The organism is Bradyrhizobium sp. HKCCYLRH3099 (assembly GCF_051167855.1).
Lineage (GTDB): Bacteria > Pseudomonadota > Alphaproteobacteria > Rhizobiales > Xanthobacteraceae > Bradyrhizobium.
Genome location: NZ_JBNPTW010000010.1, coordinates 179,613 through 202,241 on the forward strand (window position 1 = coordinate 179,613; position 22,629 = coordinate 202,241).

The window sequence follows — 22,629 nt, forward strand, 5'->3', positions numbered from 1 at the left end:
ACCTCGCGCCTCGTTAGCACAGGATTGAGTTGGCACGATGTGCCGACCGTCAATTGCATTCATCCAGACTGTCGAGGGCGAGACCGGCTCCGATCTGCCCATCATCCGGCCCGAACAACCAAGATTATCATTTCTTTTTCCCAGAAATCATGCTATCCCTTGAGTCGTCCCGTGCCCGCCATGAGGGGCGCTTCGCGATCGTCACGAACGTGGGGTGCGGGATGCGGTGGGCGCGTCGGGTTGCAGCGGGCTTAGGGCTCGCGGACGAACGATCCGGCGCGCACGGTCAAGCCGTGTGGTCCTGGCATCCCGGTGCTGATGCCAAGTCCGTAGCGACGATGTTGCGGACGACGGGGGCAAGAACGCCGGTCCCCGGGGAGAGCTCGGAGCAGCCGTCAAAACCATCGCGCAGGGAGGGCCGGGTGTGTTCGGCCAGACCTGTGGTGACTGCCGCCTGCTTCTTTTGTTGCAGGCGGGCCACGGGCGCGGCCAGCGCTCGGCCTTCCCTGCGCCCTCTATCTTGAGGAGGGCGAGTAAAGCTCAAAGCTCGGACGCTGATGGCGCCGCGAGACTGAGGAGGTGTGTCGCGATGGATCTAACAAAGACCCTGGCTTCCTGCTCAACTCGATCCTTGGCTCCCGCGCCGAAAATGCCGCTCCTCACCCTGAGGAGCGCGCCCGAGGCGCGCGTCTCGAAGGGCGAGGCCTCGGTCGGGCCTCATGGTTCGAGACGCGCCGCGCCAGAGGCAGTCTCGTCATACGTCAAGATGCGTGCGGCGCTCCTCACCATGAGGATTTTAGCGCGAAGTGCGGCGCTGCAGATGGTCATGCCCAGCGTGCTTATTGAGACGATCAGCCCCTCACTTCCCGGTCGGGACATCCTGCCGCCAGGCACTTCCCGCGATCTTCGCGGCCGCAATCACCGCCTGCGTGCGGCTCTCGACGCCGAGCTTCTGCAGGATGGCCGAGACATGCGCCTTGATGGTCGCCTCGGAGACGCCGAGCTCATAGGCGATCTGCTTGTTGAGCAGCCCCTGCGACAGCATCATCAGCACGCGCACCTGCTGCGGCGTCAGGGTGACCAGACGGTCGCGCAGCTTCGTCATCTCCGGATCGGCGCCGGCCGCGAGGTCGGTGTCCGGCGGCAGCCAGACGTCGCCGTCCATCACCTTCATGATGGCGTCGCGCAGGACGTCGACGCCGAAGCGCTTCGGAATGAAGCCGGAGGCGCCGAAATCGAGCGAGCGCCGGATCGTCGCGCCGTCGTCGCTGGCCGACACGATCACCACCGGAATCGCCGGATATTGCGCGCGCAGGTAGATCAGGCCGGAAAAGCCGGAGATGCCGGGCATCGTCAGGTCGAGCAGGACGAGGTCGACCTCGGAATCCTTCTCCAGCAGCGCGGTCAGGTCCTCGAACGAGCCGGCCTCGTCGATCACGGCCTCGCTGAGCACGCTCGCGACGGCTTGCCGCAGCGCGTTGCGGAACAGCGGATGATCATCGGCAATGACGAGATGGGTGGTGGCAGCCGCCATGAATCCTGACTTAACCAATCCTGACTTGAACAATCCTGACCTGATTTCTCGCTGGCGACGCCATGCTGCATCTGCACGCTCGCCGACCTCTTGCGGAAATACTCGCCCGGCCACCGGTTGCATGCAAGCATGCAATTCCACTTGCGGAGAAGGCAGTTAATCCACGCCTTGTGCAACGCAACATCACTAGCATGGCGACCGCACAACGAACTTGATCCGCCGCAATGTCCCCATCTTTCCGATCGCGCGCCGCAGGCAGGGCCGAAAGTCGTATTGGGGCGGGTTTCACTGCAATGTTACTGAAGGCGTAAGGCCTCCGCGACGTCAGCCGTCCAAGTCCGGCATGCGGAGACGAAGCCATCATCACAACGATCTTGGGGAGCGAATGCCAATGTCAACAATGGTCGCCACACCAGCGAGAACGGGAGGCATGACGAAGGACGAACGCTTCGTCATTCTGGCTTCCTCGCTCGGTACTGTCTTCGAGTGGTACGACTTCTACCTGTACGGGTCCCTGGCCTCGATCATCGGCGCGCAGTTCTTCTCCGCCTATCCGCCGGCCACCCGCGACATCTTCGCCCTGCTGGCCTTCGCCGCCGGCTTCCTGGTCCGCCCGTTCGGCGCCATCGTGTTCGGCCGCATCGGCGACATCGTCGGCCGCAAATACACCTTCCTCGTCACCATCCTGATCATGGGCTTGTCGACCTTCGTCGTCGGCATCCTGCCGAACGCCGAGACCATCGGCTTCGCGGCGCCGGTGATCCTGATCGGTCTGCGCCTGCTGCAGGGCCTCGCGCTCGGCGGTGAATATGGCGGCGCCGCGACCTACGTCGCCGAGCACGCTCCGATGGGCAAGCGCGGCTACTACACATCGTTCATTCAGACCACCGCGACGATGGGCCTGTTCCTGTCGCTGCTGGTCATCCTGGCCACCCGCACAATCATCGGCGAGGCGGACTTCGCCAAATGGGGCTGGCGCGTGCCGTTCCTGGTGTCCGTGCTGCTGCTCGGCATCTCCGTCTGGATCCGTCTGCGCCTGAACGAGTCGCCGGTGTTCCAGAAGATGAAGGAAGAGGGCAAGAGCTCGAAGGCGCCGCTGACGGAGTCCTTCGCCAACTGGAGCAATGCCAAGATCGTGCTGCTGGCCCTGATCGGCGGCACCATGGGCCAGGGCGTGGTCTGGTACACCGGGCAGTTCTACGCGCTGTTCTTCCTGCAATCGATCCTGAAGGTCGACGGCTACACCGCCAACCTGCTGATCGCCTGGTCGCTGCTGCTCGGCACCGGCTTCTTCGTCTTCTTCGGCGTGCTGTCGGACAAGATCGGCCGCAAGCCGATCATCATGGGCGGCTGCCTGATCGCGGCGCTCACCTTCTTCCCGATCTTCAAGATGATCACCACCAACGCCAACCCGGCGCTGGAGAAGGCGATCGAGGCGACGAAGGTGGAAGTGGTGGCCGATCCCGCTGGTTGCGGCGACCTGTTCAACCCGGTCGGCACCCGCGTCTTCACTGCGCCTTGCGACACCGCCCGCGCCTTCCTCGCCCAGTCCTCGGTCAAGTACTCGACCGTTCCTGGCCCGGCCGGCTCCGGCGTGAAGGTCACCTTCAACGGCAAGGAAGTGCCCTACACCGACGCCAAGACGGGTAACCCGGCGCTCACCGCGGCGATCGGCGAGGCCGGCTATCCGAAGGCGGGCAACCCGGCGATCGTGAAGATGGCGCATCCGTTCGACATCTTCCGTCCGCAGGTCGCAGCGATCATCGGCCTGCTGCTGATCCTGGTGATCTTCGTCACCATGGTCTACGGCCCGATCGCGGCGATGCTGGTCGAACTGTTCCCGACCAAGATCCGCTACACCTCAATGTCGCTGCCCTATCACATCGGCAACGGCTGGTTCGGCGGCCTGCTGCCGGCCACCGCCTTCGCGATCGTGGCCTCGACGGGCGATATCTATGCCGGCCTGTGGTACCCGATCACGTTCGCGGTGATCACGGCGGTGGTCGGCTTCCTGTTCCTGCCGGAGACCAAGGACGTCGACATCCAGGCGAAGTAATCAGTCAGGCGAGCGGCATCCCCGCTCGCCTCGCTTTCTCAGTCGAATGAACGGCCGCGGATCGCTCCGCGGCCGTTCCGCATTTCAGCCGAGGGGTTTTCTCTTTTGAGGTCAGACCGCGCCGATGAACTGCAGCACCACCTCGCGGGCGTGCGGCCGCGCGCGATGCTCGATCAGATAGATCGCCTGCCAGGTGCCGAGCAGCGTCCGGCCGTTCCGCACCGGCACCTGCAGCGACACCGAGCTCAGCATCGTCTTGACGTGGGCGGGCATGTCGTCGGGGCCTTCGGTGTCATGCACCCAGCCGGCATCCTCCGGCGCGAGCCGCGACAGCGCGGTGGTGAGATCGCGCAGCACGGTCGGATCGGCGTTCTCCTGGATTGTCAGCGACGCCGACGTGTGGCGGATGAAGACCGTGACTGCGCCTTCGGCCGCAACGATCTCGCGCAGGAAGGCCTGGACGTCGCGCGTGAGGTCGGTGAAGCCGCGGCCGGCGGTCTGCACTATCAAGCTCGATGTCACGACGCTGTTGATGGCGACGCGCGACGGCGTCGCCCGCGTGATCGATCCTGCAGCCATACGTTTCGCCTCACCTGTCCAAGCTCAGATCCTGCCCGAGACGTCCTTCTGCACCCGGTTGGCCATGTCGAGCAGCCGGCGCCAGGCCTGCTCCAGAAAACCCATCATGCGGTCCATGTCCTGGTCGCTCGGCAACGGGATCTCGAGCTTGCGCGTTCCATCGGCAGACTTGGAATCCGATTTGGGATCCGACGCTTTGGGCTCGGCCTTCTTCAACTGATCCGACTTGGGCAGCGCCTGGTCCTTCGGCAGCGGCTCGTCGATCTTGCCGGAGATGCTCTGGTCGCGCGAGGCGAGTTGAGCCTTCAGCTTCTCATTCTCCGCCTGCAGCCGACCGATCTCGGCATCCAGCGCCGCGCGTTCGTCGGGGACGGCGTAGCAAGCCCAGCCGGAGCCGGAATTGTTGTTGCAGGTCGAGACCGCGCCGGTCCGGGTGTCGAGCCGGACCACGCCGTCGGGCGTCGTCGACATCGTGTAGCGGCCCTTGTCGCCGTCTGGCGCGGCGTCATCGGCCGATGCGGGCCCGCCCAGGCCACCGAACGCCAAAAGGACCAAGAAGAGGACCAAGGGAACCAGGAGAGGCTGCCGATAGGGTTGCATGAGATTCATGACTGGCCGAGCCTCCAAGGCGCCACGACGCGCGATTCAGGACGGCGGCCATGCACGCCTGCATTGTGTCGACGCCATGACATTCCGCTCCGTGCGATGAGCTGCCACAGGCCGAACCGCCGTTCCCGACGTAGGCGTGACGCATGCGGATTTCAACGCGGCGGCGGGTGGTGCAGGCGGCGCAGGCCCGGAACCAACGTCATGCGCGCGCGTCGCGCCGGCGCGGTGGTGACCGCGCCGATCGGAGCAGCATTGCAACTGCACAGAACACTGTTGATGCGGCGCGGTGACACGTCGGCCCGATCTGACGAAAAAGCCGAGAAAACGAGCAAATTCAGGCATCTAACAGTTCAACACGCAATCTTGACTTGGGGGGATGCGGTCAGTATGGTCCGCGCGGCTTTAAAGGGCGATGGGGCGCTATTTCCTGAAACTCGCAGCAACGGCTCGGGTCTCCACACATGGCGGACAAGCACATGGCGGATGGCACGAGCGAGCGCAGCGGACACGGAGATCGCGACAAGTCGCCCGATGAGGTTGCGCTTTCCGCAAGGCTCGGAAGTCTCGACCAACGGTTGTCCGAATTTCGCGACGGCCGAAAGGTAGGGGCTGATCAACCTGGAAACAGCGGCGGTGACACTGCAGCCCGGGCTTCGGCCATGGCGCGTGGCCTGCGACTGTCCTCCGAGTTGATCGCCGGTGTCCTCGTCGGCGCGGTGCTTGGCTGGGGCTTCGACCGCTTGCTGTCGACATCGCCCTTCGGATTTATCGTGTTTTTCCTGCTCGGCTTCGCCGCCGGCGTGTTGAACGTGGTCAGATCTGCAGGCGTCGCCCCCGACAGGCCCCGCCAATGAGATCCGTGCGGAAGACCTCAGGGCGGAAGACCAACGAGTGAATTGCAAAGCGCCGGCGTGGCCGGTGAACAACTGAGACGCCACGCGGATGATCGATCCGATCCATCAATTCCAGCTCAACAAGATCTTCACGATCGGCCACATCGGCAATCAGGAGATCGCCTTCACCAATTCGTCCGCGTACATGCTGCTCGCGGTCGTGCTCATCGCCGTCATGATGATGGCCGCCGGACGCGCGCTCGTCCCGGGCCGGTTCCAGTCGATGGTCGAGCTGTCCTACGAGTTCGTGGCCAACACCATCAGAACCAGCGCCGGCTCGCACGGCATGACGTTCTTCCCGCTGGTGTTCTCGCTGTTCATGTTCATCTTCGTCTCGAACATCGTCGGCATCATCCCCTACACCTTCACCGTCGCCAGCCACATCATCGTCACCTTCTCGCTGGCGCTCCTGGTGTTCCTGACGGTCATCATCTACGGCTTCTACAAGAACGGCCTTAAGTTCTTTAAGCTGTTCGTGCCCTCCGGCATCCCCGCGGTGATTCTGCCGCTGGTGGTCGTGATCGAAATCATCTCCTTCTTCTCCCGCCCGATCTCGCACAGCGTCCGTCTGTTCGCCAACATGCTGGCCGGCCACGTCACCTTGAAGGTGTTCGCGAGCTTCGTGACCATGCTCGGCGCGCTCGGCTTCGTCGGCAAGGTCGGCGCGCTGCTGCCGCTCGGCCTCACGGTCGCCCTGACCGGCCTCGAGCTGATGGTCGCGTTCCTCCAGGCCTACGTCTTCACGATCCTCACCTGCATCTATCTCAACGATGCTATCCATCCGGGCCACTGATCCGGCCCTCTCTACCTAACCTCTCAAAGGAGTTCGTCATGGATCCGGTCGCAGCGAAGTACATTGGCGCGGGCATTGCCTGCATCGGCATGGGTGGCGCGGGTGCCGGCATCGGCATCATCTTCGGCAACTACCTGTCGGCTGCTCTGCGCAATCCGTCGGCCGCCCAGGGCCAGTTCGGCAACCTGATTTTCGGCTTCGCGGTGACCGAAGCGCTCGGCATCTTCTCGCTGCTGATCGCCCTGCTCCTGCTGTACGCCGTCTAAGACGGCCTGAGCCGGACAGGAGAAGCCCGTGGCTGAAAGTCATGGTGAGGCCAAGGGCGGCGCGGCCAAGGGCGGCGCAAGCGCCCATACCGAGGCCGATGGCGGACATGGGTTTCCTCCGTTCTCGAAGGAAACCTTTCCCTCCCAGATCGTCTCTCTGGTGATCGCCTTCGTGGCGCTGTACGTGATCGTCTCGCGTGTGGCGCTTCCGAAGGTCGGGGCTGTCATCGACGCCCGCCAGAAAGCGATCGACGGCGACCTGGCCGAAGCGCAGCGGCTGAAGGATGAATCCGAAGCCGCAATGAAGGCGTATGAGACCGAGCTGGCGACGGCTCGTGCCCGCGCCCAGGCGATCGGTGCCGAGACCCGCGACAAGCTCGCGGCCTCCTCGGATGCCGAGCGCAAGGCGCTGGAAGACAGCCTCGCGGCCAAGCTCGCGGCGGCCGAGACGTCCATCGCCACGACCCGTGCGACCGCAATGAGCAATGTCCGTGGTATCGCCTCGGATGCCGCCAGTGCGATCGTGCAGCAGCTCACCGGCAGGGCCCCCGCGGCCAAGACGGTGGAAGCTGCGGTCGATGCATCGTTGAAGGGAACAGCCTGATGCATTTGCTCGCTGATCCGGAAACCTGGGTTGCGATCGCTTTCGTGATCCTGATGGGCCTGTTCGCCTATCTCGGCGTCCACCGCATGGTCCTGAAGGCGCTCGATCACCGTGCCGAGCGCATCAAGAACGAGCTGGACGAGGCCAAGCGGCTCAAGGACGAGGCGGCCAAGGTGCTCGCCGACTACAAGACCCGCCGCGCCAGCGCCGAGCGTGAGGCCGAGGAGATCGTCACGAGCGCCAAGGCGGAAGCCGAGCGCATCGCGGCGGACGCCAAGGCCAAGATGGAAGACTTCGTCGCCCGTCGCACCAAGGCCGCCGAGAGCAAGATCGCCCTCGCAGAGGCTCAGGCTCTGGCCGATGTCCGGGCCGCCGCGGCCGACGCCGCCGTCCAGGCCGCCGCGACCGTGCTGTCGCAATCGGTCAAGGGCGCTCTCGGCGAGGACCTCGTCGCCAAGGGCATCGCCGAAGTCAGCCGCAAGCTGAACTGAGCGGCGCCCCGAACATCCAACATCTTTCAAAAGGCCGGTGCCCCGCACCGGCCTTTTGCTTTCCAAGCCTCTCTCCGCCGTCGCCCCCGCACCCGCGGAGGTCATCACTTCCGCTTCTTGCCGCGCTCCGGCGCCAGCGCCTGCGGATCGAAGCCGATGTAGAAGACGTAATTGTCGGCGTTGGAGCCGGGCGGCGGCACCGGGTAGACCATGTCCTCGGCCACGATCGTGAACGGCACGCTGCCGTCGGCGGTCATCTGCACCGTGGTCCGGTAGGCCTTGGTGGCGATCACCTTCTCGCCGATGCCGCCCTGCACCACCGCGATGCGCATGGGGATATCGACCGTCGCGGGCGCGCCGGCCGGGCCGGCTACGACCCGCCCCTGGATGCCGATCTTGCCGATGATCTCGGCGCCGTTGAGGTTGCACTCGCGCGCGGTCTTGGTGATCGACGCCTGAAATCTGACGTCATTGCCGACCGCCTGCTTGCCGGGCGCGGCCACCGAGTAGGTCGAAGCTCCCGCGCGGATGTTCACAGGAGGGCAGGTCAGCCCATCCGTGGGATCGTCCGGCGGCCCGCCGCTGGCCGGCAGATTGGACTGGCCCTTGTCATCCGAACCGCCGCCGAACAGGCTCTTGAACCGGTCGGTCAGCGATTGCGCCGCGGCCGGCGGCGCGGCGCCCGTCGCGCCCAGGGCCAGCAGCACGGCGGCCAATGTCCCAACCCGAATCACACATGTCTGTCGCATTCTCGAAGTCCCCGGCATCTCGGTCGTCCGGCCCCCCACGCGCACTGGCGATCCTGGCGGAACATGGGGCAGCCGCACTGGCCGTCTATACCCATTTCAGAGCGCCGGACCAGCCCCGATCCGCGACCTCCCGACGCCCGCCCGATCACAATTCAGCCCCTGAAATCCTCCTGCAGCAGGCCATAGAGGTAGTGGTCCTGCCAGACCCCGTTGATGCAGAGATAGCGCCGCGCCAGCCCTTCCCGGGTGAAACCGCACTTCTCGAGCACACGGATGGAGGGCGTATTGGTCGGAATGCAGGCGGCCTCGACCCGGTGCAGATTGAGCTCGCCGAACAAGGTCGGCAGCAGCAGCTTGAGCGCCGTGGTCATGTAGCCGCGATGGGCATGCGGCTGCCCCATCCAATAGCCGATGGTGCCGGCCTGGACGATGCCGCGGCGGACATTGGCCAGCGTGATGCCGCCCAGCATGGCGCCATCCTGCTCGCGGAAGACGATGAACGGATAGGAGCGGTCGGCCGAGATGTCCTCGGCATAACGGCGAAGCCGGCGGCGGAAGCCGGAGCGCGTCAGGTCGTCGGACGGCCAGATCGGCTCCCACGGCGTCAGATATTCGCGGCTGATCTCGCGCAGCCGCGCCCATTGCGCGTAATCGGCCATCTGCGGCGAACGCACCAGCAGGCCGTTGCCGCGCGGAGCGAGCGCAGCCGGTCCACTGGACGGTAGACGGAACAGGGCCATCGGTGATGCTCCCCCTGCGTTTCAGCTCCCGAATCCACCGTCGCAGCGCCCGGCGGGGACGACCCGCCCGATGCTTTGCGTGTGAGGACCCATGCTCAATGCAGTTGGGCCTTCGACTTCGGCCCGGTGAGACCTTCGGCGAAACTCACCGCCGTGTCCAGACCCCTGCCGGTCCCGAGCGCAACCACGGCCGGCTTGCTGCGTGCGAGGAGCGCACGCGCGGCATCGCGGGTGCTTTCAACGCTCACGGCCTCGATCTTGGCGACCATCTCCTGCAGGGTCTGCGGCCGGCCATAGGCGAGGATGTGACGCGCGAGCTGTTCGGCGCGGGCGCTGCAGCTTTCCAGCGCCATCAGAAGCCCGGCCTTCATCTGCGCCTTGGCGCGGGCGACCTCGGCCTCGCTCAGCGTCTCCACCGCATTGCCGATGATGTCGACCACGACCTCCATCATTTCCGGCGCGTCGGCCGGATCGGTGCCGGTGTAGAGGCCGAAGAAGCCGGTGTCGCTGTAGGGCGCGTGGAACGTGTAGACCGAGTAGCAGAGCCCGCGGTTCTCGCGCACCTCCTGGAACAGCCGGGACGACATGCCGCCGCCGAGGATGTTGGTGAACACCTGCAGCGAGAACAGCGACGGATCGGCCTGCGGCACGCCCTCCAGCGCCAGCGTCAGATGCGCCTGCTCGAGGTCGCGGTGCACGACGCGCGAACCGCCCTTGCCGAACGAAGCCGGCTGCGGCTTCGGCGCGGGACCGCCATTGAAGCTGGCGAAACGCCTGGTCACGTCCTCGACCACGCGCTGATGATCGACGGCGCCGGCGGCGGCGACGACCATGTCGGGGCCGCGATAATGCGTCGACAGATAGCCATGCAGCTTGTCGCGATCGAAGGCCTCGAGCGTCTTGGCGGTGCCGAGCAGCGAGCGGCCCATCGGCTGGTCGGGGAAGCAGAGCTCGTTGAGATGCTCGAACACGACGTCGTCGGGCGTATCCTGTGCCGCGCCGATCTCCTGCACGATCACGTTCTTCTCGCGCTCCAGTTCCTCCGGCACGAAGGACGGATTGGCGAGAATGTCGGAGAGCACATCGAGCGCCAGCGGCACGTCGGCCTTCAGCACGCGGGCGTAGTAGGCGGTGGTCTCGGTCGAGGTGCCGGCATTGAGGTCGCCGCCGACCGCCTCGATCGCCTCGACGATCTCGCGCGCGCTGCGGGTCGTGGTGCCCTTGAACGCCATGTGTTCGAGGAGATGCGAGATCCCGTGCTCATCCGGCTTCTCGTCGCGGCCGCCGACCCCGGCCCAGACGCCGAGCGCCGCCGTCTCCAGATGCGGCATCGTGTCGGTGACGACCGTCAGCCCCGTCGGCAGCTTGGTGACTTCCACGCCCATCATGCGATTCCCTGCTTGGCGGCCCGGCTGACCGAGCGGATGAATTTCTCCACCTCGGCCTGATCGTTCCGCATGATCCTTGAATCCTCGCGCTTGCTCATCAGCCCCTCCAGCCAGACCGGCAGATGCGGACGCTGTCCGCAGGCGGCCTCCACCGCGTCGGGGAACTTGGCGGGATGCGCCGTTGCAAGAACGATGTTCGGGACGGACAGATCCGTACCGTCGCGATCGGCCACGGCGAGCGCGACCGCGGTGTGCGGATCGACGAGATCGCCGGCCTCGCGGAAGGCAGCGCGAATCGCCGCCGCCGTCTCGGTCTCGTCGGCACGACCGGCATCGAAATCGGCGCGGATCGCCGCCAGCATCGCATCGGGAAGCACGAAGCGGCCGGACTGCTTCAGACCCTCCATCAGCCGCCGCACGGTGCCAGCGTCGCGGCCGCCGGCCTCGAACAACAGCCGCTCGAAGTTCGACGACACCTGGATGTCCATCGACGGCGTGGTCGTCTCATGCACCTCGCGCACCTCGTAGATCCCGGTGGCCAGCGTGCGGGCGAGGATATCGTTGACGTTGGTGGCCACGCGGAGCGTGCGCACCGGCAGCCCCATGCGCTTGGCGACGTAGCCAGCGAAGATGTCGCCGAAATTGCCGGTGGGCACGGTGAAGTCGACGGCGCGATGCGGCGCGCCGACGGCGACCGCTGACGTGAAGTAATAGACGACCTGGGCGACGACACGGGCCCAGTTGATCGAGTTGACGCCGGACAGCGAAACGGAGTCGCGGAAGCCGTGATTGTTGAACAGGCCCTTCACGATCGCCTGGCAGTCGTCGAAATGGCCTTCGATCGCCAGCGCATGCACGTTCGACGCGCCTGACGTCGTCATCATGCGGCGCTGCACCTCGGAGATGCGGCCGTTCGGGAACAGCACGATGAGATCGGCATTATCCCGGCCGGCGAAGGCCTCGACCGCGGCGCCGCCTGTGTCGCCGGAGGTCGCGACCACGATCGTGGTGCGCTCGCCGCGCTTGGCCAGCACGTGGTCCATCAGCCGCGAGATCAGCTGCATCGCGACGTCCTTGAACGCCAGGGTCGGGCCGTGGAACAGCTCGAGCACGAACTGGTGCGGGGCGATCTGGTCGAGCGGCACCACCGCAGGATGGCGGAACGTGGCGTAGGCTTCGTTGGCCATGCGGCCGAGCTCGGCGTCAGAAATCTCGCCGGCGACGAACGGCTTGATGACCTCGACCGCGACCTCCCAATAGGGCCGGCCGAAGAATCCCGCGATGGTCTCCGCCGACAGCTGCGGCCAGGTCTCGGGCACGTACAGGCCGCCGTCGCGGGCGAGCCCGGTCAGCATCACGTCGCAGAAGGTGAGCGCGGGGGCCTCCCCGCGGGTCGAAACATAGCGCGTCAAACCGCTCTCCTGACCTGTGTCACCAGGCCATAACCTGTTGATTGAACTCGATATCGGAACCGCCTGGCGGCAACATGGTCCGGCACCATAATGGTTTTGGGGAGGCTGCGAAACCGGTTGTTGGGCCGGGAATGGTCACGACGGCGGGTTACAGCGGGGTTACGGGGCGCATGGCTTGGGTGGGACAACGTCAGGCGACCGTCCTCCGCCCCTGCCCTCCCGTCATGCACTTCGATGCCCGATCTCGCCTCCCCACCGCTGTCATCGCCCTGCTTGACCGGGCGACCCATTGGGCCGCGCCGCCGATGATCGACCGCGCCGCCGCGGGGACAGGATCACCGCCAGCGCGCGGGATGCCGAGGGTGCCGGTGGCGTCAAGCCGGGCACTTCGAACGAACAAGCGAATGATAGGACATCGTCACGATCTCTCCCCTTCGTCATTCCGGGGCGCGCGAAGCGCGAGCCCGGAATCCATAACCACGACCGGGAGTATGGATTCCGGGCTCGTGCCGCTGCGCGGCCCGCCCCGGAATGACGACCGAGCGTGTGGCTGCGGTCTCGCAACGCGATTGCGCCCGAGCTGTGCGGAAACTCCTCCCTCCATGAAGCAGAGGGCGCAGGGAAGACCGGATGCCGGCTGGCACCCGCGGCCCCCGTGCGAACAAGAATGCACGGGGCAGGAACCACAGGTTCAGCCAGAGCGACCCGGCCTTCCCTGCGCGATGGGTTACGTCTTATACGCGCTCTCCTCGGTGCACCGGGCTTTCTGGCCACCGTGAGCGACAGCGCCTAAGCGCTCCCGCAGGACACCAGCGTCGGGGTGTCAGGACCACGCGACTTCGCCGTCCGTTCAGGCCGCACTCGTCAGTTGCTGCCCGCCCGTCCATCGCATCCCACCTCACGTCCGTGACGACGCGTACGCCCCTCGCAACGAGGCGGGACGCAGCGATACAACCACGATTTCGGAAAATATGAAAGTGAAATTCTCAAGCGAGCCGGGCTGAATACGTTGACCGCTCTGGATTCGCTGAGAAAAACAGATTTCACGCGCAGCCGAACTTATCAGTTCGTGTGACCGTCGGCGGCGGTCCTGACTGCCCGTCGGGCGACTCAGGTCCGACGAGATCAGGCCGGCACGCTTTGTGGGCCGGCCCAGTCTGCCGGCTTTCGGTGTCGTCCATAACCACCATCCGCACGGTCAAGTCACGCTGTGATGGGAGCACGCGTTTTCGACGAGGTGAAGCGGAGCCGCGCGGCGACCGGTCCGCGGCCCCTCTTCACTTGCGGGCTCCGGCCGCCTAGCATTCCGAGACAACGATCGAGCGCGAGTCCCGTCATGATCATCCAGCGTATCGCAGCCTTCACCGACGGCTCACGCGGCGGCAATCCGGCCGGCGTCGTCATCGGCGACTCCTTGCCCGAAGCTGCCGTGATGCAGGCGATGGCGGCGGAGATCGGCTATTCCGAGACGGCGTTCGCGGCGCCTGATGGAGACACATGGCGGGTGCGCTATTTCGCACCCGAGGCCGAGGTGGATTTCTGCGGCCATGCGACCATTGCGCTGGGCGCGGCGCTGGCCCGGCAGCAGGGCTCCGGCCGTTTTGCGTTGCAGCTCAACCATGCCGAGATCACCGTTGAAGGCGTGCATTCGGCAACGGAATGGAGCGCGGCGTTCAGCTCGCCGCCGACGCGCACGCGCGCGCTCTCCGCGCTGGCGGTCGAGGAGATCCTGGCGCTGTTCGGCCTGACGCATGACGATCTCGATCCGCGGATTCCGCCGGTCCTGGCCCACGCCGGCATGGATCACCCGGTGATCGCGCTGCGCCAGCGCGGCCGCCTCGCTGCGATGAGTTATGATTTCAGCCGCGGTCAGGCGCTGGCGCAACGCGAGCGCTTCTGCACCTTTGCCCTCATCCATGTCGAGACGCCGCAACTCATCCACGCCCGCAATCCGTTCCCGTTCGGCGGCGTCTATGAGGATCCCGCGACGGGCGCTGCCGCCGCGGCACTCGCCGGCCATCTGCGCGAGCTGGCCTGGCCGGCGCAGGGGCCGATCATGATCCGCCAAGGCGAGGACATGGGCGTGCCGTGCGGGCTGCAGGTCGACCTGGACGGACCGGCAGGTGCGCCGGTGAAGGTGGCCGGCAGCGTACGGGCGATCGAGGCGTAGCGGTCGCCCGCTTGGGCTGCAGCGATGCTGGGTCGGCATTGGTCCCGCATCTCGCTTCGCTCATGCGGGCTACGAGCTCCGCGGTCGTCGCTCAGATCGATGCGGCCTCACTCGCCTTCGCATCGGCCTCCGCGAACACCGCCTTGGCCGCGAACAGCCCGTTGAGCGCGGCGGGAAAGCCGGCATAGACCGCCATCTGCATGATCACCTCGGTGATCTCGTCGCGGCTGAGGCCGACATTGAGGCCGGCGTGAATATGCACCTTCAATTGCGGGCTGGCATTGCCGAGCGCGGTCAGGGCCGCGATGGTCGCGATCTCGCGGCTGCGCAGATCGAGACCGGGGCGCGAATAGATGTCGCCGAACGGAAACTCGATCACGTAGGTGGCGAAGTCAGGCGCGATGTCGGCGAGCGCGGCGATCACGTTGTGCCCGGCCTCGCCGTCGATCCTATCGAGCGCGCGCCGGCCGCGCGCCAGCCGGTCCTGATCGGTGTCGGCGCTGGAGGACGTCGTGCTCGCGGTTGCGGATCGGTTCGGGATGGATTGCGTCATGCTCATCAGTCCTCTCGCTGCTGCCGGCATAGCCGGCGATCTTGCCGTCGAGAACGAGAAGGCAATCCTGCAACGTGGCGACCTGCGCCCGAACCGCCTCGCGATGCCGCTCCAGCAGCCGGCGTCGCTCCGGCTCGGTGGCGGCGCCGCCCGCGCGCAACTCCGCATAACGGAGCATGTCCCGGATCGGCATTCCCGTGGCCTTGAGACGGCCGAGGAATTCGATCCAGGTCAGGATCGATGCGTCGTAGTCCCGCTGGCGGGCATGATCGCGATCGGCCCTGGGCAGCAGTCCGATCCGCTCGTAGTAGCGGATCGTGTGGGCGGTCAGCCCCGACTGCCTGGCCAGTTCGCCGATCTTCATGCGCGCTCGATCTCCATTCACGACGCCCGACAGGCTACGGGTTCGAGCGCACTCTAAGTCAAGCGGCGTTTTGCCGGCGCGATCGTAGCGTAGCCCGCATGAGCGTAGCGACATGCGGGGACCAGCAAGGCGGTCGAGGTGATCCCGCATGTCGCTTCGCTCATGCGGGCTACGGGGGTCATCGATCGGCCCTGCGCCGTCCCCTGGCCCAGATCGCGAAGGCGGCGATCAGCGCGGCGGCAAGCGAGAACCAGGTGATGGCATATTGCATGTGCTCGTCGCGCAGGTGCGGCGACAGCGGGCCGGGCTTGGGAATGCCGTTGTCCGGCACGGGCGATTCAAGATCGATGTAGAACGGCGCGACCTCGCCCCAGCCGAGCGCGCGGGCCATGGCGAGGTGGTCGCGGGTGAACCACAGGCGCTTGTCGCGATTTTCGGCGGCGGTCAGCAGGCCGGCGGCTTCGGGGAAGCGCAGGTAGCCGGTCAGCGTCACCGGCGCGCCGGTGACGAGCTTGCCGACCTGGCGGTCCTGGATGCTGCGTTCCTGCATGGTGTTGGCGACGAAGCCGGCGTCGATCACGATGGTTTCGCCGGACGCGAGGCGGGCCGGCAGGAAGGCCCACGTGCCGGGGCCGGAGACGTCCTCGCGCACGGCGGAGCCGGCGCTGTAGACCATGGCGTCGGGGAGCTTGGCGTAAGTCGCGATGAAGTTGACGCGCCGGAATTCGTCGCGCTCGGGCGTCAGCGTGGGCCACTCGCTTGGCGGCGGCAGCGGTGCGGGCGAGGCGACGACGCGTTCGGTGAGGGCTGCGATCAGCGCGTGCTTGGCGGCACGGCGCTGAAGCTGCCAGACGCCAAGGCCAATGAACAGCGCGACCATCAGGACGGTGAACGCGGCGAAGGCGCGGGAGGAAGTCTTGCGGCTCGTCGCACTCGTCATTGCGGAGCCGTCCGCGAGTTTGTCGAGGCTCTCCCGGCACGGACGGTGCGCTCCCCTCCCCCTTGCGGGGAGGGGTTGGGGGTGGGGGTGGCCCAGCAACGACTGCCGTTGGGGTTACCCCCCTCCCCAGCCCTCCCCCACAAGGGGGGAGGGAGCGGAGCGGGCCCGCGGCGACGGCCGCAGTCCCATTCACGGGGGGCGAACGAGTCAAACAGGAAGACGCTTAGGCGCGTGAGAAGGCCGTCTGCTCTCACCCGGCAGACAGTGCGCTCCCTCCCCCCTTGTGGGGGAGGGCTGGGGAGGGGGGTGGCCCCAGCGGCAGTCTTTGCTGAGCGCCCCCCACCCCCGACCCCTCCCCGAAAGGGGGAGAGGGGTGCACCGTCGGCGCGGCGCGGATGGTCGGCTCGAACGCGCAAGTGCTGCCTCATTGCGGGGTCTTATCCACCAGGCGGCCGGGGGCGGCCTTGTGGTGGAATTGCAGGGCGATCAGCAGCGATTTCATTGCGCGCAGCGGCAGCAGGGTCGTCACCAGGATCAGCGGGCCCCACAGCGCGGCATGCACCCAGAACGGCGGCTGGTACTTCACCTCGACGATCAGGGCGGCACCGACCACGATGGCGCCGGCCAGCATCATGATGAAGATCGCCGGACCGTCGCCGGTGTCGATGAAGGCGTTGTCGAGGTCGCAGACCTCGCAACGCTTGCGCAGGTTGAGGAAGCCGTCGAACAGCTTGCCCTGGCCGCAGCGCGGGCAGCGGCAGGCGAGGCCGCGCAGGATGGTCTGGGCCAAGGTGACGGGAGGATGAGCGGTCATGGTGTCTTGCCCCAGGGGTGGCGGACGCGGCGCGCCTCTCGGTGATACAGCCGGCGGCCGCGAACGCGGATCACTTTTGGATCAAGCGGCGGGAGCCGCCCAACGAAAAGGGCGGCCCGACGGCCGCCCTTCCATATCACGTTCGGCGTAACCGATGCGCCGTTCGCGTCAGTGCGCGCCGTGCGCCATCGACTCGGCGCCGTGGCCCCAGACGTAGATGCAGAGGAACAGGAACAGCCACACCACGTCGACGAAGTGCCAGTACCAGGCGGCGAACTCGAAGCCGAGATGCTGCTTGGGCGTGAAGTGACCGGCATAGGCGCGGATCAGGCAGACGATCAGGAAGATCGTGCCGACCAGGACGTGGAAGCCATGGAAGCCGGTCGCCATGAAGAAGGTCGCGCCGTAGATGTGGCCGGCGAACGAGAACGTCGCGTGGCTGTACTCGTATGCTTGCACGCAGGTGAAGGTCACGCCCAGCAGCACCGTGAGGATCAGGCCGTATTTCAGGCCCTTGCGGTCGCCTTCCAACAGCGCGTGGTGGGCCCAGGTCACGGTGGTGCCCGAGGTCAGCAGGATCAGCGTGTTGAGCAGCGGCAGGTGCCAGGGGTCAAAGGTCTCGATGCCCTTCGGCGGCCAGACGCCGCCGATCAGCGCGTCGCGGGTAGCCTGCACCTCGAAATTCGGGAACAGCGCGACGTTGAAATAAGCCCAGAACCAGGCGACGAAGAACATCACCTCGGAGGCGATGAACAGGATCATGCCGTAGCGGTGATGCAGCTGAACGACGCGGGTGTGGTCGCCCTTGTACTGGGCTTCCTTGATGACGTCGCCCCACCAGCTCGCCATGGTGTAGAGCACGCCGATGGTGCCGATACCGAACACGATCGGCGCGGCGCCGAACATCTTGTGCATCCAGGCGATCGCGCCGAACGCCATGATGAAGGCCGACACCGAGCCGACGAACGGCCACGGGCTCGGATCAACCAGATGGTAGTCGTGATGCTTGGCGTGCGCCTCAGCCATGGCAAGTCTCTCCCCAGATCGATGCCGGTCGCCCCGGCACGCAGTCGTTCAAAATTGGTCCCCGGATATCGGACAGCCGCGTGGTCATAGGTTGCCCCGCGGCTTGTCCGGCTCGCCCGCGGCGACCGGCTTCGGCGCGGCATCGCGGACGGGATAGAAAGTGTAGGACAGCGTGATCGTCTTCAGCGAATCGTTCTCGTGGTCGGCCGTGATCGCCGGATCGACGTAGAACACGACCGGCATCTCGCGGGTCTCGCCCGGCGCCATGGTCTGCTCAGTGAAGCAGAAGCAGTTGATCTTCTGGAAATAGGCGCCCGAGGTCAGCGGCGTCACGTTGTAGGCGGCCTGCGCCATGGTGGTGCGCGCCGCCTGGTTGGTGACGGTGTAGTACACCGTCACCACCTCGCCGATCGCGACCTCGATCTCGGTCTTCTCCGGCTCGAATTTCCAGGGCAGCCCGCCGGCGACATTGGCGTCGAAGCGCACGCTGATGCGGCGCGCCAGCGGCGCGGAAGATGGCGCCGAGGTCGCGACCTGGGTGGTGCCGTTGAAGCCGGTGGCGCGGCAGAACCAGTTGTAGAACGGCACGGCCGCATAGGAGGCGCCGACCATCAGCACCACGACCGCGCCGCAGATGCCGCCGACCAGCGCGTCGCGGCCGATGCCGCGCGGCGCCGATGCCGGTGCGGCCGGCGCGTTGGTCGATTGGCCCTGGTCGGTCGTGTCCATCGCGAACCTCTACATCGGCCGTTTCAGCACGATCGGGCCCTTCACCATGGTGACGGCGAAGAACAGCACCACGAGCACGCCGAGCGCGAGCGCAATGGCGATCGAGCGGCGGCGGCGGCTGCGCAGCTGCGCCTCGGTGAGGACGATGCCCTCGGGCTCATTCGGATCTGCCATCGCGGTCGCCATGCTTTCCTGCCCCGCGCTCCCTCACCAGATCAGCGGTGCGATCATGCGCGCGATCGCCTCGAGGCCGAGCGTCGCGAACAGCGCGAACAGATACAGGATCGAGAAGGCGAACAGCTTGCGGTTGGCGCGCAGCGAGGTGAGGCGCTCACGCTTGCGGAACACCTCGATGGCGAGCCACAGCATGCCGGCGCCGAGCGCCAGCGACACGACGCCGTAGACGGCATCGAAATAGCCGAGCGGCCAGGGCGCGGCGGCGACCGCCACCAGCACGATGGTGTAGAGCAGGATCTGCAGCCGGGTGGCGTCGGGACCTGCGACCACCGGGAGCATCGGCACGCCGGCGCGGGCATAGTCGTCGGTGCGGAACAGCGCCAGGGCCCAGAAATGCGGCGGGGTCCAGAAGAAGATGATCAGGAACAGCCAGAGCGGCTCCGGCGCGATTCCGCCGGTGGCCGCAGCCCAGGCCACGACCGGCGGCAGCGCGCCGGCGGCGCCGCCGATGACGATGTTCTGCGCGGTCCAGCGCTTCAGCCACAGCGTGTAGATCACGACGTAGAAGAAGATCGTGAAGGCGAGCAGCGCGCCGGCGAACCAGTTGACGAGGATGCCGAGCGTCAGCACCGAGAAGAACGACAGGGTGATGCCGAAGGCCAGCGCCTCCTGGCGGGTGACGCGCCCGCGCGGGATCGGGCGGTTGGCGGTGCGCGACATCAGCGAGTCGATGTCGCCTTCCAGCGCCATGTTCAACGCGCCGGAGGCGCCCGCGCCGACGGCGATGCACAGCAGCGAGGTGATCGCAAGCACGGGATGGAAATGGCCGGGAGCGATCAGGAGGCCGATCAGCGCCGTGAAGATCACGAGCGACATCACCCGCGGCTTGAGGAGCGCGAGATAGTCGCCGACATCGGCCTCGGAAATCCGCGGGCCGACGGCGATGGCGTTCTGATCGATGACCGACACGATGAATCCAGACTTCAATTCAAAGGCGCTGAACGAGAGGCTTCAGCACGTCGCTTCAGAGATCCGGTCGAGGCCAGCAACGGCGCAGCGGCCGGAGAGATCGACGCGGCGCCGGAGGGCGCCGCGTCGGAGAACGGGGATCACTGCACCTTCGGCAGGACCTCGAACTGGTGGAATGGCGGCGGCGACGACAGGGTCCATTCCAGGGTGGTCGCGCCCGGTCCCCACGGATTGGCCGCCGCCTGCTGCTTGCGCATGAAGGCTTCGACCACGCCGTAGATGAAGATCAGGACGCCGAAGGCCGAGATGTAGGAGCCGATCGACGACACCAGGTTCCAGCCGGCATAGGCATCGGGATAGTCGACGTAGCGGCGCGGCATGCCCGACAGGCCGAGGAAGTGCTGCGGGAAGAACACCAGGTTCACGCCGACGAAGGTGACCCAGAAGTGCGCCTTCGCAATGCCCTCGTTGTACATGTAGCCGAACATCTTCGGGAACCAGTAGTACCAGCCGGCGAAGATGGCGAACACGGCGCCGAGCGACAGCACGTAGTGGAAGTGCGCGACGACGTAGTAGGTGTCCTGCAGCACGCGGTCGACGCCGGCATTCGCCAGCACGACGCCAGTGACGCCGCCGACCGTGAACAGGAAGATGAAGCCCACGGCCCACAGCATCGGCGCGCGGAACTCGATCGAGCCGCCCCACATCGTGGCGATCCAGGAGAAGATCTTCACGCCGGTGGGCACCGCGATCACCATGGTGGCGGCGACGAAATAAGCCTGCGTCGCCGAGGACATGCCGACCGTGTACATGTGGTGCGCCCAGACCACGAAGCCGATGCCGCCGATCGCGACCATGGCGTAGGCCATGCCGAGATAGCCGAACACGGGCTTGCGCGAGAAGGTCGAGACGATCTGGCTGATCATGCCGAAGCCGGGCAGGATCAGGATGTACACCTCGGGGTGGCCGAAGAACCAGAACAGATGCTGGAACAGCAGCGGGTCACCGCCGCCATCGGGAGCGAAGAAGGTGGTGCCGAAATTGCGGTCGGTCAGCATCATCGTGATGGCGCCGGCGAGCACCGGCAGCGACAGCAACAGCAGGAACACCGTCACCAGCACCGACCAGACGAACAGCGGCATCTTGTGCAGGGTCATGCCCGGCGCGCGCATGTTGAAGATGGTGGTGATGAAGTTGATCGAGCCCAGGATCGACGACGCACCGGCAAGATGCAGCGACAGGATCGCGAAGTCGACCGCGGGACCGGGATGTCCCGACGTCGACAACGGCACATACATCGTCCAGCCCGCACCGACGCCGTTAGCGCCCGGCTCGCCCTCGACGAAGGTCGACATCAAGAGCAGCGCGAACGAGGCCGGTAGCAGCCAGAACGAGATGTTGTTCATGCGCGGGAACGCCATGTCCGGCGCGCCGATCATCAGCGGCACCATCCAGTTGCCGAAGCCGCCGATCATCGCCGGCATGACCATGAAGAAGATCATGATCAGGCCGTGCGAGGTCACGAACACGTTGTAGGTGTGGCTCTCGTGGAAGAGCTGCACGCCCGGATACATCAGCTCGATGCGGATCGCGACCGACATCGCGCCGCCGATCAGGCCGGCGAACACGGCGAAGATCAGGTACATCGTGCCGATGTCTTTGTGGTTGGTCGAATACAGCCAGCGCCGCCATCCGGTCGGATGGTCGTGCGCGTGATCGTCATGGCCGGTGTGCGTCGCTACGTTCGTCGCCATTGTCCAATCCTCAGTGTCCCCGTGGGCCGCGCGCGGCGGCCCTCAATGTCTTGCGTTCGTCCCCGCGACTTACTGCGACACGCCCGCGGCGGACGCGTAGGTCGCGGCCGGCGCGCTGGCGTACTTCTTCTTGGCGTCCTCGATCCAGGCCGCGAACTCCTGGTCGCTCACGACGCGCACGGCGATCGGCATGAAGGCGTGATCCTTGCCGCAGAGCTCGGAGCACTGGCCGTAATACATGCCGACCTTGGTCGCCTTGAACCAGGTCTCGTTGAGGCGGCCGGGAATGGCGTCGATCTTGATGCCGAAGGATGGCACCGCGAAGGAGTGGATGACGTCGGCGCCGGTGGTCTGGACGCGAATCACCTTGTTGACCGGCACGACCATCTCATTGTCGACCGCCAGCAGACGCGGCTTCTTGTCCTGCGCCATCAGCGAGTCGAACTCGAACTTGCCGTTGTCGGGATAGGCGTAGCTCCAGTACCACTGCTTGCCGGTCGCCTTGATGGTCAGGTCGGCCTTCGGCACGTCGAGCTCGAGGAAGAGCAGGCGGAACGACGGCACCGCGATGGTGACAAGGATCAGCACCGGGATCAGCGTCCACGCCACTTCGAGCAGCGTGTTGTGCGTGGTGCGCGACGGCACCGGATTGGCGCGCGCATTGAACTTCACGACGACCGCAACCAGCAACGCCAGCACGAACAGCGTGATGATGGTGATGATCGTCAGCAGCAGCCCGTGAAACCAGGTGATGTTCTCCATCACCGGCGTGGCCGCTTCCTGCAGTTTGTATTCCCACGGGGCCGGCTGCCCCGTCTCGGCAAACGCCTGCCCACCCGACACGAGCGTCATGCCCGCTACGGCCAACCCCAGCAAGGCGCTCAATTGGCCTTTCGACATCTTCATGTCGTCGCGCTCCCTTCAGAACTTTCCCCCTCGGCGCACCGCGGTTTTACGCAGCGCGCCGTCGATCCGCTCTCCTGACGATTGGCCTTCGGGCGGATGCTTGAGAAAAGCAC

At 66.0% G+C, this 22,629-nt stretch carries 24 protein-coding genes; 7 read left to right on the forward strand and 17 right to left on the reverse strand.

Going from position 1 to position 22,629, the window contains the following annotated elements; genetic code table 11:
• Window positions 1-859: 859 nt before the first annotated feature.
• On the reverse strand, window positions 860-1,534 hold the full coding sequence (locus tag ACQR1Y_RS20360) for a response regulator (RefSeq protein WP_434877856.1): 675 nt from the start codon (window positions 1,532-1,534) through the stop codon (window positions 860-862).
• Window positions 1,535-1,919: 385 nt separating this feature from the next.
• Here ACQR1Y_RS20360 and ACQR1Y_RS20365 point away from each other — a divergent pair, with 385 nt between their 5' ends.
• Complete coding sequence (locus ACQR1Y_RS20365) at window positions 1,920-3,590, forward strand: MFS transporter (RefSeq protein WP_434856382.1); 1,671 nt, start codon at window positions 1,920-1,922, stop codon at window positions 3,588-3,590.
• 111 nt (window positions 3,591-3,701) lie between these two features.
• Here ACQR1Y_RS20365 and ACQR1Y_RS20370 read toward each other — a convergent pair whose 3' ends face one another.
• Window positions 3,702-4,169 carry a secondary thiamine-phosphate synthase enzyme YjbQ gene (locus ACQR1Y_RS20370; RefSeq protein WP_434877855.1) on the reverse strand — a complete coding sequence of 156 codons (468 nt, stop codon included), beginning with the start codon at window positions 4,167-4,169 and terminating at the stop codon, window positions 3,702-3,704.
• A 24-nt stretch (window positions 4,170-4,193) separates the two neighbouring features.
• Window positions 4,194-4,778, reverse strand: a complete 585-nt coding sequence (locus tag ACQR1Y_RS20375) for a hypothetical protein (RefSeq protein ID WP_434877854.1) — start codon at window positions 4,776-4,778, stop codon at window positions 4,194-4,196.
• A gap of 476 nt (window positions 4,779-5,254) precedes the next feature.
• Between ACQR1Y_RS20375 and ACQR1Y_RS20380 the strand changes: the two genes are divergently transcribed.
• The 5 genes from ACQR1Y_RS20380 (at window position 5,255) to ACQR1Y_RS20400 (ending at window position 7,825) form a co-directional block, all read left to right on the forward strand.
• Window positions 5,255-5,632 (forward strand): AtpZ/AtpI family protein, encoded by a 378-nt coding sequence (locus ACQR1Y_RS20380; RefSeq protein ID WP_434877961.1) that lies wholly within the window; start codon window positions 5,255-5,257, stop codon window positions 5,630-5,632.
• An 88-nt stretch (window positions 5,633-5,720) separates the two neighbouring features.
• On the forward strand, window positions 5,721-6,464 hold the full coding sequence (locus tag ACQR1Y_RS20385; protein WP_434877853.1) for a F0F1 ATP synthase subunit A: 744 nt from the start codon (window positions 5,721-5,723) through the stop codon (window positions 6,462-6,464).
• 38 nt (window positions 6,465-6,502) lie between these two features.
• Window positions 6,503-6,730, forward strand: a complete 228-nt coding sequence (locus tag ACQR1Y_RS20390) for a F0F1 ATP synthase subunit C (RefSeq protein ID WP_006615622.1) — start codon at window positions 6,503-6,505, stop codon at window positions 6,728-6,730.
• 28 nt (window positions 6,731-6,758) lie between these two features.
• On the forward strand, window positions 6,759-7,334 hold the full coding sequence (locus tag ACQR1Y_RS20395; RefSeq protein ID WP_434877852.1) for a F0F1 ATP synthase subunit B family protein: 576 nt from the start codon (window positions 6,759-6,761) through the stop codon (window positions 7,332-7,334).
• Complete coding sequence (locus ACQR1Y_RS20400) at window positions 7,334-7,825, forward strand: F0F1 ATP synthase subunit B family protein (protein ID WP_434856387.1); 492 nt, start codon at window positions 7,334-7,336, stop codon at window positions 7,823-7,825. The genes ACQR1Y_RS20395 and ACQR1Y_RS20400 overlap by 1 nt, the downstream gene beginning before the upstream one ends.
• Window positions 7,826-7,929: 104 nt before the next feature.
• Here ACQR1Y_RS20400 and ACQR1Y_RS20405 read toward each other — a convergent pair whose 3' ends face one another.
• From ACQR1Y_RS20405 to thrC, 4 genes are all read right to left on the reverse strand, one after another.
• A complete protein-coding gene (locus tag ACQR1Y_RS20405; protein WP_434877960.1) occupies window positions 7,930-8,541 on the reverse strand; it encodes a hypothetical protein in 612 nt (203 codons plus the stop codon).
• A 185-nt stretch (window positions 8,542-8,726) separates the two neighbouring features.
• A complete protein-coding gene (locus ACQR1Y_RS20410) occupies window positions 8,727-9,314 on the reverse strand; it encodes a GNAT family N-acetyltransferase (protein WP_434877851.1) in 588 nt (195 codons plus the stop codon).
• A 95-nt stretch (window positions 9,315-9,409) separates the two neighbouring features.
• A complete protein-coding gene (locus ACQR1Y_RS20415; protein WP_434877959.1) occupies window positions 9,410-10,699 on the reverse strand; it encodes a M16 family metallopeptidase in 1,290 nt (429 codons plus the stop codon).
• Window positions 10,699-12,114, reverse strand: a complete 1,416-nt coding sequence (thrC, locus tag ACQR1Y_RS20420) for a threonine synthase (RefSeq protein WP_434877850.1) — start codon at window positions 12,112-12,114, stop codon at window positions 10,699-10,701. The genes ACQR1Y_RS20415 and thrC overlap by 1 nt, the downstream gene beginning before the upstream one ends.
• 1,336 nt (window positions 12,115-13,450) lie before the next feature.
• On the opposite strand from thrC, the gene ACQR1Y_RS20425 reads away from it, so the two are divergent.
• On the forward strand, window positions 13,451-14,284 hold the full coding sequence (locus ACQR1Y_RS20425) for a PhzF family phenazine biosynthesis protein (protein ID WP_434877849.1): 834 nt from the start codon (window positions 13,451-13,453) through the stop codon (window positions 14,282-14,284).
• A 91-nt stretch (window positions 14,285-14,375) separates the two neighbouring features.
• On the opposite strand, the gene ACQR1Y_RS20430 is transcribed toward ACQR1Y_RS20425, so the two are convergent.
• The 10 genes from ACQR1Y_RS20430 to coxB form a co-directional block, all read right to left on the reverse strand.
• Entirely contained in the window at window positions 14,376-14,837 is a 462-nt protein-coding gene (locus ACQR1Y_RS20430; RefSeq protein ID WP_434877958.1) for a carboxymuconolactone decarboxylase family protein, read from the reverse strand.
• Complete coding sequence (locus tag ACQR1Y_RS20435; protein ID WP_434877848.1) at window positions 14,734-15,201, reverse strand: MerR family transcriptional regulator; 468 nt, start codon at window positions 15,199-15,201, stop codon at window positions 14,734-14,736. Before ACQR1Y_RS20435 ends, ACQR1Y_RS20430 begins: the two co-directional genes overlap by 104 nt.
• A 178-nt stretch (window positions 15,202-15,379) precedes the next feature.
• The gene (locus ACQR1Y_RS20440; protein WP_434877847.1) at window positions 15,380-16,141 is read right to left on the reverse strand and encodes an SURF1 family protein; all 762 of its coding nucleotides are present in this window, start codon (window positions 16,139-16,141) and stop codon (window positions 15,380-15,382) included.
• 424 nt (window positions 16,142-16,565) lie between these two features.
• On the reverse strand, window positions 16,566-16,955 hold the full coding sequence (locus tag ACQR1Y_RS20445) for a DUF983 domain-containing protein (RefSeq protein WP_434856394.1): 390 nt from the start codon (window positions 16,953-16,955) through the stop codon (window positions 16,566-16,568).
• A gap of 168 nt (window positions 16,956-17,123) precedes the next feature.
• Window positions 17,124-17,981 carry a cytochrome c oxidase subunit 3 gene (locus ACQR1Y_RS20450; protein WP_434877846.1) on the reverse strand — a complete coding sequence of 286 codons (858 nt, stop codon included), beginning with the start codon at window positions 17,979-17,981 and terminating at the stop codon, window positions 17,124-17,126.
• Window positions 17,982-18,065: 84 nt separating this feature from the next.
• Window positions 18,066-18,710 carry a cytochrome c oxidase assembly protein gene (locus ACQR1Y_RS20455; protein WP_434877845.1) on the reverse strand — a complete coding sequence of 215 codons (645 nt, stop codon included), beginning with the start codon at window positions 18,708-18,710 and terminating at the stop codon, window positions 18,066-18,068.
• Window positions 18,711-18,719: 9 nt separating this feature from the next.
• On the reverse strand, window positions 18,720-18,896 hold the full coding sequence (locus ACQR1Y_RS20460) for a CoxF protein (protein ID WP_434856397.1): 177 nt from the start codon (window positions 18,894-18,896) through the stop codon (window positions 18,720-18,722).
• Between the two features lie 21 nt (window positions 18,897-18,917).
• Window positions 18,918-19,856 (reverse strand): heme o synthase, encoded by a 939-nt coding sequence (locus ACQR1Y_RS20465; protein WP_434856398.1) that lies wholly within the window; start codon window positions 19,854-19,856, stop codon window positions 18,918-18,920.
• Between the two features lie 140 nt (window positions 19,857-19,996).
• Complete coding sequence (gene ctaD / locus ACQR1Y_RS20470) at window positions 19,997-21,610, reverse strand: cytochrome c oxidase subunit I (RefSeq protein WP_434856399.1); 1,614 nt, start codon at window positions 21,608-21,610, stop codon at window positions 19,997-19,999.
• A gap of 69 nt (window positions 21,611-21,679) precedes the next feature.
• Window positions 21,680-22,516, reverse strand: coding sequence for a cytochrome c oxidase subunit II (gene coxB, locus ACQR1Y_RS20475; RefSeq protein WP_434856400.1), 837 nt, complete (start codon window positions 22,514-22,516; stop codon window positions 21,680-21,682).
• Between the last annotated feature and the right edge of the window lie 113 nt (window positions 22,517-22,629).